This is a genomic window from Nocardioides sp. P5_C9_2 (genome assembly GCF_054049555.1).
The window spans coordinates 1-9,813 of the sequence record NZ_JBFUMD010000089.1; the positions used below are offsets into that span (position 1 = coordinate 1).

A 9,813-nucleotide genomic window follows, 5' to 3' on the forward strand; every position below is an offset into this window, starting at 1 on the left:
GCTGCGATGGATGCCACAGGTTGCTCCTGGGAAGTCGTGGGTGGGGTCACGTGCGCCCTCAGCCTAGACCCGCCCGGACCGGTGCCCCCGGGGCCGTTCAGGGCGGTCGGCGGCACCGGGTCGGGCCGCGGCCGCCTCGGCGTCCTCGACCTCACGGCGTACGGCGAGGCGCAGCGCCTGCTCGGGGTCGACGCCCGACTCTCGTCCCTGCGCCACCAGTGCGAGCAGCCGCTCCCCCAGCTCCTCGGACGTCATGGGACCTGGTCGCGCGGGCGACCGATCCTCATGACGTCCCGCGCGCTCGAGCCGGTCCAGCACCTTGTCGGCGTACAGCAGCGCGGGCAGGCCGGGCGGGAGGCCGTCGGTGACCGAGGTGCGGTGCGGCTTCTCGACCGCCTTCCGCGCCTCCCACTCGGCGTTGACCTGCTCGGGGGTGAGCAGCTCGCCGGCGACCTCGCCGAAGACGTGCGGGTTGCGGCTGCGCAGCTTGGCGACGATGTCGGCCGCGACGTCGTCGATCGTGAAGTCGCCGCGCTCCTCGGCGATCGCCGCGTGGAAGTAGACCTGGAGGAGGAGGTCACCGAGCTCCTCGCGCAGGTGGTCCCAGTCTCCGGACCCCGTGCCCACGTCGATCGCCTCGAGCGTCTCGTGGGTCTCCTCGAGCAGGTAGCGGGCGAGCGAGGAGTGCGTCTGGGCGGCCTTCCACGGGCACTCGGCCCGCAGCCGCCGCATCACCGCGACGAACTCGACGAGGGCGTCCCCCGACGCGGGCTCCCCCGTCGGCGCCATCCCCGGCCCCACCGTGTCAGCCGCAGCGGTGGTTCTCGGGCAGCGTGTTGGCGTAGGTCGGGTCGGGCTCGGTCGCCAGTCCTGCCTTCGCGTCGTCGCCGACGGCCATCGAGAGGTTGGTGTCGACCGGGGTGAGGGTGCCGTCGACGAGCTCCACGCCGTAGCGCGGGTCCACGACGATCCCGTTGGCGTCGGGCCACGAGGTGAAGATGTCGGTGCCCGCCTGGTTGACCTGGTCGACGGTCGGGTCCTCGAAGCCCTGCTCGGCCAGCTCAGCGCGGCCGACCTGCTCGAGGACGTCGTTGGCGAGCGCGTTGGCGCTCATCACCTCGACGTAGTCGTCGCGCACCTCCTCGGGGAAGGCCGCGGCGGTGCGGGTGCGGGACGCGACCTCGCGCTCGTACGCCGCGCCCGGCTCCACGCCGTACTCGTCGGCGATCTGGTGCGCGGTCGACGACAGCGCCATGAGCTGGACGACGCCCTGACGGATGAAGCCCATCGGTACCACGGTGCCGTTGGCGCTGAACTCGTCGCCGAGCGCGGTGCACAGGTGCGCGGACGCGCTGTCCACGGTGCTGGTGGAGATCGTCTCGTCGCCGACCTCGATGGCCACCCCCGGACGGGCACTGCTGCCGCATCCGGTGAGCACGAGGCCGGAGAGGGCCACGGCCCCCGCCGTCCGCAGGACGGTCTTCAGACGGGTTGTGCTCACGCGTCACTCCTCGACGGCTGGGACTGCTGGGCCTGTCGGGCCTGCTGGGCCTCGGGCGGATCGATGATGGTGTCGATCACACCACGGGCCCATTCAAGCAGGGCGATGCCCGCGATCGGCTTGCCCCCGATGACCGCGGTCTGTGGCCGCGGCACCAGGATCGTGCTCACCGGCGCCTTCACGATGGACTTGGGGTAGATCCGGTTGAGGCGTACGACGCGCGACTCGGGCAGGTCGACGGGCGCGAACCGCACGTTCCTGCCCGCGATCGTCACCTCGCCGACTCCGGCGCTCCGCGCCCGCGCCCGGAACCGCGCCACGATCAGCAACGACTCCACGACGGCCGGCGGCTCGCCGTACCGGTCGACGAGCTCCTCGCGGAGCCCGTCGACGTCCTCGTCGGAGCGCACCTCGGCGAGGCGCTTGTAGATCTCGAGCCGCAGCCGCTCGGAGGGGATGTAGTCGTGCGGCAGGTGGGCGTCGACGGGCAGCTCGATGCGCACCTCGTTGACCTCGGGCTCGGCGTCGCCCTTGAAGTCCGCGACCGCCTCGCCGACCAGCCGCACGTAGAGGTCGAACCCCACGTCGGCGATGTGGCCCGACTGCTCGCCGCCCAGCAGGTTGCCGGCGCCGCGGATCTCGAGGTCCTTCATGGCGATCGCCATGCCGCCGCCGAGGTCGGAGTGCTGGGCCAGGGTGGCCAGCCGCTCGTGCGCGGTCTCGGTCAGCGGCTTCTCGGCCGGGTAGAGGAAGTAGGCGTAGGCCCGCTCCCGGGACCGCCCGACGCGGCCGCGCAGCTGGTGCAGCTGGGACAGGCCGAGGGTGTCGGCCCGCTCGATGATCATCGTGTTGGCGTTGGACACGTCGAGGCCGGACTCCACGATGGTCGTGCAGACGAGCACGTCGAAGCGCTTCTCCCAGAAGTCGAGCATCACCTGCTCGAGCTGGTGCTCCCCCATCTGGCCGTGCGCGGTGGCCACCCGCGCCTCGGGCACGAGCTCGCGGATGCGGGCGGCGGCCTTCTCGATCGAGTTGACCCGGTTGTGGATGAAGAAGACCTGGCCCTCGCGCAGCAGCTCACGTCGTACGGCAGCCACGACCTGACGGTCCTCGTAGGCGCCCACGTAGGTCAGCACCGGGTGCCGCTCCTCCGGCGGGGTGGTGATGGTGGACATCTCGCGGATGCCGGTGACCGCCATCTCGAGGGTGCGCGGGATCGGGGTGGCGCTCATGGAGAGCACGTCGACCGAGGTACGCAGCCGCTTCATCTGCTCCTTGTGCTCGACGCCGAAGCGCTGCTCCTCGTCGACGATGATCAGGCCGAGGTCCTTCATCCGGATGTCGGGGTTGAGCAGCCGGTGGGTGCCCACCACGATGTCCACCTCGCCCGTCGCGAGCTGGTCGATGACCGTCCGGGCCTCCTTGTCGGTCTGGAAGCGCGAGAGGCCCTTGAGCACGACCGGGAAGCCGCTCATCCGCTCGGCGAAGGTGCTCAGGTGCTGGGTGACGAGCAGCGTGGTCGGCACCAGCACCGCAACCTGCTTGCCGTCCTGCACCGCCTTGAACGCCGCGCGGACCGCGATCTCGGTCTTGCCGTAGCCGACGTCGCCACAGACCAGCCGGTCCATCGGCACCGTGCGCCGCATGTCGGCCTTGACCTCGTCGACGGTGCTCAGCTGGTCCGGGGTCTCGTTGAACGGGAAGGCGTCCTCGAGCTCGCGCTGCCACGGGGTGTCCGGGCCGAAGGCGTGGCCCTGGGTGGCCTGCCGGGCGGCGTACAGCTTGATGAGCTCGGCCGCGATCTCGCGGACCGCCTTGCGGGCGCGGTTCTTGCGCTTGGTCCAGTCGCCGCCGCCGAGCCGGTCCAGGCTGGGCTGCTCGCCGCCGACGTAGCGGGTGACCTGGTCGAGGGTGTCGGCCGGCACGAAGAGGCGGTCCGGCGGGGCGCCGCGCTTCGACGCGCCGTACTCCAGGACGAGGTACTCGCGGGTGGCGCCGGCCATCTCGCGCTGCATCATCTCCACGAACCGGCCCACGCCGTGCTGCTCGTGCACGACGTAGTCGCCGGCCTTGAGCTCGAGGGGGTCGATCTGCTTCTTGCGGCGGGCGGGCATCTTGCGCATGTCGCGCGTGGAGGCCTTCTGCCCGCTGAGGTCCTCACCGGTGAGGAGCGCGACCCGCACCGCGGGGTCGACGACGCCCTGGGTGAGGCAGCCGGTGGTGACGGTGACGACCCCCGTGCCGTCGGCGTCGAGGCCGGCCGGCACGTCGTGCTCCCCGAGGACCTCCACCATCCGCTCGGCCGGGCCGTGGCCGGGGTGCACGACGGTCACGCGGTAGCCGTCGGCCAGCCACCCACGGACGTCGGCGATGGCGCGCTCCAGGTCGCCGCGGTAGGCCTCCGCCGGCAGCGCGGACAGCGACCGCGACGACACCGCGCCGACCACGACGTCGAGGTCCACGCCGGCCACGTCGTCGGTCTCGATGCCGAAGGGGCTCACGGTCCACCACGCGAGGCGGCGGTCGAGGGCGTGCTCGCGCACGTCGGCGACCTCGCGGTACGACGCGGTGGACAGGTCGATGGGCGACTGCCCGCCGCCGGCCGCGGCGGCCCAGCTGGCGCCGAGGAACTCCTCGCTGGTGGCGACGAGGTCGTGGGCGCGGGTGCGGGCCCGCTCCGGGTCGAGCACCAGGACCGTCGTGTCCGCCGGCACCAGGTCGACCAGCAGCTCCATCTCCTCGACCAGCGCGGGGGCCAGCGACTCCATGCCCTCCACCGCGATCCCGGCGGCGATCTTGTCGGTCAGCTCGAGCAGCTGCGGGTGCGCGCGACCCAGCTCGGCCGCGCGGCGGCGTACGTCCTCGGTGAGCAGCAGCTCACGGCACGGCGGCRCCCACAGGCGCTGGACGGCACCCATGGTGCGCTGGTCCGCGACCGCGAACGCGCGGATCTCCTCGACGTCGTCGCCCCAGAACTCCACCCGCAGCGGGTGCTCCTCGGTGGGTGGGAAGACATCGACGATGCCGCCGCGCACGGCGAACTCGCCGCGCTTCTCCACCATGTCCACCCGGGTGTACGCCGCGTCCGCGAGGCCGCGGACGACGTCCTCGAGCGCGACCGTCTGGCCGGGGACGAGCTCGACCGGCTCCAGGTCCGCAAGCCCCCGGACCTGGGGCTGCAGGAGGGACCGGATCGGGGCGACGACCACCGACAGCGGGCCGTTGGTGGCGTCGGTGCCGGGGTGACGCAGCCTGCGCAGCACGGCCAGCCGTCGACCGACGGTGTCGCTGCGCGGGCTCAGCCGCTCGTGGGGCAGCGTCTCCCAGCTCGGGTAGTAGGCGGTGCGGGCCGGGTCCACCAGGTCGACGAGCTCCTCCACGAGGTCCTCGGCCTCCCGGGCGGTGGCGGTCACGGCCAGGACCGTGCGGCCGGCGTCGACGAGCCCGCGGATCACGAAGGGGCGCACGGCCGCGGGACCGGTGAGGTCGAGGGTGGCGACGTCGCGGGAGTCGGCCATCGCCTCGGCCAGCACCGGTCCGGCCAGCAGGTCGTCGGCCACTCGGGTCAGCGCGCTCATCGCGTCCTCTCATCGGGGTCGGCAGCGCCCCTGCGGGCACGCCGTCGAGCCCCCGTCCAGCCGTGGACGGGGGTCGCTCGCCAGTCTACGAAAGCCCCGGCGAAGTCGAGTGGTCCGGCGGGGTTTGCCGGGGCGAGGGGCTGGGTAGGTCGCGGCCAGCGGGCCGCCACCGGTCCGCGTCTGACATGGCGGACGCCGACGGCGTCCATCGAAAGGGGACACGGGGCACATGCGCTTCACTCGACTCATCGCCGGCCTGACCACGGCCGGCCTCCTCGGACTGGCGCCGGTCGCGATCAGCGCACCCGCCCAGGCCACGGCGAACCTGACCACCACCACGACCATCGAGCTCGCCTACGGCGACAACCCGGTCGAGTACGGCGGCGACGTCGTCCTGCGTGGCGCCGTGGTCGCCTCCGACGGCACCAGCGCCTACGAGGGCACCGCAACGCTCTACCAGTACACGCCGTCCAACCCGACGTGGGTGCCGGTCGCCACCGTCGACGCGAGCGGCTACCTGAGTCTGCCCGACCAGAAGCCCACCTCCAACGTGGCCTACAAGGTCGTCTACTCCGGCTACGCCGCCACCAACGCCTACGAGGACAACTACGCCCCGAGCGAGTCCGCCGTCCTCAACGTCGGCGTCACCTACAAGCTGAAGGCCAAGACGCCCGGGACGAGCATCGTGGGCAAGATCAAGCCGTCGTACAAGAAGAAGAAGGTCGTCATCCAGCGCAAGGTTGGCAAGAAGTACAAGAAGTACCGCACCGTCAAGACCAACAAGAAGAGCGCGTTCCGGGTCAAGCTGCCCACCGGCCGCCGCGGCCAGAAGGTCTACTTCCGCGTGATCGTCAAGGGCACCAGCCAGATCACCACGCTGTCGGCCGGCTTCTACACGATCCGCTACTGACGCTCATCCCTTGACGCCCTGTCCTTGACGCTGGGCGACCCACCACCGCACTCGACCCCGGAGCACCGCTCCGGGGTCGAGTCGCGTCCGAGGACTCGGCTGTCGCTCACTCCTCGAGGACGGGTCCTGCGTGCACCTCGTCGAGGGACCTGAGGATGCAGAACTCGTTGCCCTCGGGGTCGGCGAGGACCACCCAGCCCGTGCCCGGGCCGTACCGGCCGCGCTGGTCACCCACCTGACGCGCACCCATCGCGACCACCCGCTCGACCTCCTCGTCCCGGGTGCCCTCGCGCGGGCGGAGGTCGAAGTGGATGCGCTTCGGCGGGAGCTTGTCGTCGGGCACCTCGATGAAGAGGATCCGATGACCGGACTCGACGTCGCGGATCATGCACTCCTCGTGGCCGGGCAGGTTGGGGTCCCCGTCGAGGTCGGCGTAGCCCAGAAGGTCCTTCCACCACTCGGAGAGCTCGTAGGCGTTGCGGCAGTCGACGGTGGTGTGGGCGACGAGGGAGGTCATGGTCCGACGCTGGCACGGATCCCGGTCGACGCCAACCGGGTTTCAGGCAGTCGTCACTCCGTGCCGTGGCGACGGACGAAGGCCAGGATCTGCTCGGCCAGCTCGGGGCGGCACACGACGAGGTCGGGCAGCGAGGTGTCGTCCTCGTTGTAGACCAGGGGCGAGCCGTCGACGCGGGAGCAGTGCAGGCCGGCCGCACGGGCCACGGCGACCGGGGCGGCGTTGTCCCACTGGTACTGCCCACCCGCGTGCACGTAGGCATCGGCCACGTCGCGCACGACGCTCATCACCTTGACGCCGGCGGATCCCATCGGGACCAGCTCGGCGTCGATGTCGGCGGCGAGTGCCTGGACGAAGGCCGGCGGCCGGGTGCGGCTGACCGCGATGCGGGGCCGGTCGGCGGTGCGCGCCGGGACCGGGCGCGGCGTACCGGTGCTGAAGGTCTCGCCGAGCGCGGGCTGGGCCACGGCGCCGGCGGTGAGCTCGCCGTCCTCCCACAGCGCGACGTGCACGGCCCAGTCGTCGCGGGGCGGCTCGGAGAACTCCCGGGTGCCGTCGAGCGGGTCGATGATCCAGACCCGGCGCGCCTGCAGGCGGCCCTTGTCGTCGGCGGCCTCCTCGCTCAGCACCGAGTCGTCGGGACGGTGCCGGGCCAGCACGCGGGCGAGGACCTCCTGAGCGGCGGCGTCGCCTGCGTCCTTGAGGGCCTTGCCCTCGAGACCACGCCCCTCGGCTCCGGCACGCACCTCGAGGAGGACGGCACCGGCCTGTTCGGCGGCCCAGGCGGCGAAGGCGTGGTCATCGAGCTGGCTCGGGTCGGTGCCCGGGATCGTCTCAGTCACGCGCGCAGCCTAACGGTGCGTCGCCGAGCGATCACGCCTTGCTGCCGGAGGCGACCGGGCCGGCGCCCTCGATGTCGGGGCGACGTCGCAGGATCGCCGCCGCAGCGAGCTGGGAGTTGACCCCCAGCTTGTTGCGGYCGGCCTTGATGTGGCTGCGGACGGTGGTGAGGGCGACACCGAGGCTGACGGCGATCTCCGCCGCCGACTCCCCGCGGGACACCCGCTCGAGGACGTCGAGCTCGCGTGGCGACAGGGTCGACAGCCGGCCGGCCATCTGCTCGAACTGGCTGGTGATGTCCTCCCACTCCTGGATCATCGATGCCCGGCGCTCCGGGTCCACCACCTCGTCACCGGCCAGGACGTGCTCGATGGTCTCCACCAGGTCGTCGAGCGAGACCTGGGCGGACAGCACGGCCTCGGCCCCGCTGGACATGAGGGCCACCCAGATCATGCCGGTGGGTGCCGAGGTCAGCACGATGCAGCGCGCCGGGCAGGTCGCCACGCGCTCACGGGCACGGCGCAGGTCACCAGGGGCATCGACGTCGTCGAGCAGCAGCACCAGGTCGTCGGGGCGCACCAGGGAGCGGGCCCACGGCGCTCCCTCCTCGGGAAGCCGGAGGCACAGGGCCGGCAGGTCACGCCCGTGCAGGGCGGCCTGCACGGTCTGCCCCAGCAACGCGAGCCTCGCGGCGACGTGGATGGTGGGGCGGCCGCGGTGGGCGCTCCGGGACGGGGGATGGGTCTGCGACACGCGTCGTCCTCCCAGCGTTGGAGCCGGTGCGTTCATGGGTCCGCGCCGGCGTGGTGTGCCTCACACTGTGTCGGTCTCGGCGGACACCGCCACTCCGTCATCATGACTATGGCTCGTATTGGGGACGGCCGTGTGTCTAGCCCATACCACAATTGGGGTAGGGGATCGAAAATTTTCCTGTACGTCAGCGCGTCGCACCCCTAACGTGTGTGACGCAGTACAGATGGTTCGAACGTGATCCGGGGGCCGGGGGGCTGATCGATCGGGTCGAACCACACATCCACGAACGCCCGTGCGGACAGGCCAGGGGGGTCCATCCGCACGTTTCCCCGGCAAGCACGACTCTCGGGGGAAGGTTCGAATCAGGTGACAGTGCCTTGGTTGAGCCGTCGGAGGCTGGGCGGCCCTTTGTACGTAGCACTGGCAGCAGCGGCTGCCGGAGCGGCGGTGGTGATCAGCACGCTGCGGGACGACCTCGTCGTCCCTCCGGCGCTCCTCGTGGGCACGGCAGCAACGGTCCTGGCCCTCGCGGCCTCGAYCCTGTTCTACGTCACGTGGCGGGTCTCGCCGACCGTGACCCACGGGTGGTGGGCGAGCGCCGCACTCTTCGGGTGCGTCCAGGCGCTGGCCGTGCCGCGCGCCGGCGTGGTCGATCCCGCCGAACTCGCCTCACGGCCCGGCTGGCTGATCGTGGCCAACCTGGTCTCGGCAGTCGTGATCCTCGCCCTGGTGGTCGCCGGCACCCGTGCGACCCGGACACCCGACCCGCTGGTGCTGGGCCTCTCGCTCGGCATCCTGGTCTGCCTGTTCCGCCTCGCCGTCGTCGAGCTCGCCCCGCTCGACCTCTCGCCGATCGTCCTGAACTCGATGACCGCCCTGGTCACCTCGCTCCACGTGCTCACCGTCGTGGTCCTGCTGCGCCACCCGGTGCCCTGCGGCTGGACCACTCCGCGGGTGCTCACCCTCTTCCTCATGCTCGGCGCGGCCAACCTGGCGCAGACGCCGGTGGTCCAGCGACCGTGGGTCGATGGCGGGGTGGCGGTGGCCCAGCTGGCCGGCGCCTTCTTCTTCCTCAGCGTCTCCTTCGCCCTGCTGCGCGACCTCATCGTGCAGCAGGAGCGGACCACCAACGACCTCAACGACCGGCTCGAGGCGGCGGAGGCGGTCGGACGTGACGGCAAGGAGCGCCTCCACGAGATCCGCAGCACCGTGGCCGGCATCAGCAACGCCTCCCGGCTGCTCCACGAGGGCAAGGTGGCGGCCACGACCCGGCGCCGCCTCGACGAGAACATGCGCACGGAGATGTCGCGCCTGGAGCGACTGCTCGACAACCGGCAGCCCACGGTGCCCGAGCCCGTCGACCTGGACGCCACCATCGACCCGCTGCTCGAGCTGCACCGGGCCCGGGGACGACGCATCATCTGGCAGCCGACCGGACAGGTCGTGCGCGGGCGCCGCGACGACATCGCCGAGGTCATCAACATCCTCCTGGAGAACGCCGCCACCCACGCAGCCGACACCGAGAGTCGCATCGAGGTGACCCGGGACCACGACAACGTGGCGATCCACATCGCCGACGGCGGACCCGGTATCCCACCGGAGGTGCGCGAGGGCATCTTCGAGTGGGGTGTGCGGGGTGACGGATCCGCCGGTCAGGGCATCGGGCTCAACGTGGGCCGACGGCTGCTCTCCGAGCAGGGCGGCTCCCTGACCC

At 71.7% G+C, this 9,813-nt stretch carries 8 protein-coding genes; 2 read left to right on the forward strand and 6 right to left on the reverse strand.

The window, feature by feature from the left end:
• Window positions 1-63: 63 nt before the first annotated feature.
• The 3 genes from ACXJKL_RS06720 to mfd are packed head-to-tail and all read right to left on the reverse strand — an operon-like array spanning window position 64 to window position 5,079.
• Complete coding sequence (locus ACXJKL_RS06720) at window positions 64-789, reverse strand: MazG family protein (RefSeq protein WP_457206283.1); 726 nt, start codon at window positions 787-789, stop codon at window positions 64-66.
• A 16-nt stretch (window positions 790-805) separates the two neighbouring features.
• Complete coding sequence (locus tag ACXJKL_RS06725) at window positions 806-1,501, reverse strand: hypothetical protein (RefSeq protein WP_457206284.1); 696 nt, start codon at window positions 1,499-1,501, stop codon at window positions 806-808.
• Complete coding sequence (gene mfd / locus ACXJKL_RS06730; RefSeq protein ID WP_457206285.1) at window positions 1,498-5,079, reverse strand: transcription-repair coupling factor; 3,582 nt, start codon at window positions 5,077-5,079, stop codon at window positions 1,498-1,500. The genes ACXJKL_RS06725 and mfd overlap by 4 nt, the downstream gene beginning before the upstream one ends.
• Before the next feature lie 229 nt (window positions 5,080-5,308).
• Between mfd and ACXJKL_RS06735 the strand changes: the two genes are divergently transcribed.
• Window positions 5,309-5,989, forward strand: coding sequence for a hypothetical protein (locus tag ACXJKL_RS06735; protein WP_457206286.1), 681 nt, complete (start codon window positions 5,309-5,311; stop codon window positions 5,987-5,989).
• 106 nt (window positions 5,990-6,095) lie between these two features.
• On the opposite strand, the gene ACXJKL_RS06740 is transcribed toward ACXJKL_RS06735, so the two are convergent.
• Genes ACXJKL_RS06740 through ACXJKL_RS06750 form a run of 3 tightly spaced genes read right to left on the reverse strand, consistent with a single transcriptional unit; the run spans window position 6,096 to window position 8,099 of the window.
• The gene (locus ACXJKL_RS06740) at window positions 6,096-6,506 is read right to left on the reverse strand and encodes a VOC family protein (RefSeq protein WP_457206287.1); all 411 of its coding nucleotides are present in this window, start codon (window positions 6,504-6,506) and stop codon (window positions 6,096-6,098) included.
• A gap of 53 nt (window positions 6,507-6,559) precedes the next feature.
• Window positions 6,560-7,348, reverse strand: a complete 789-nt coding sequence (locus ACXJKL_RS06745) for a 3'(2'),5'-bisphosphate nucleotidase CysQ (RefSeq protein WP_457206288.1) — start codon at window positions 7,346-7,348, stop codon at window positions 6,560-6,562.
• Window positions 7,349-7,379: 31 nt separating this feature from the next.
• Entirely contained in the window at window positions 7,380-8,099 is a 720-nt protein-coding gene (locus tag ACXJKL_RS06750; RefSeq protein ID WP_457206289.1) for a response regulator transcription factor, read from the reverse strand.
• Between the two features lie 450 nt (window positions 8,100-8,549).
• On the opposite strand from ACXJKL_RS06750, the gene ACXJKL_RS06755 reads away from it, so the two are divergent.
• A partial coding sequence (locus tag ACXJKL_RS06755; protein WP_457206290.1) for a sensor histidine kinase occupies window positions 8,550-9,813 on the forward strand: 1,264 nt, incomplete at its 3' end.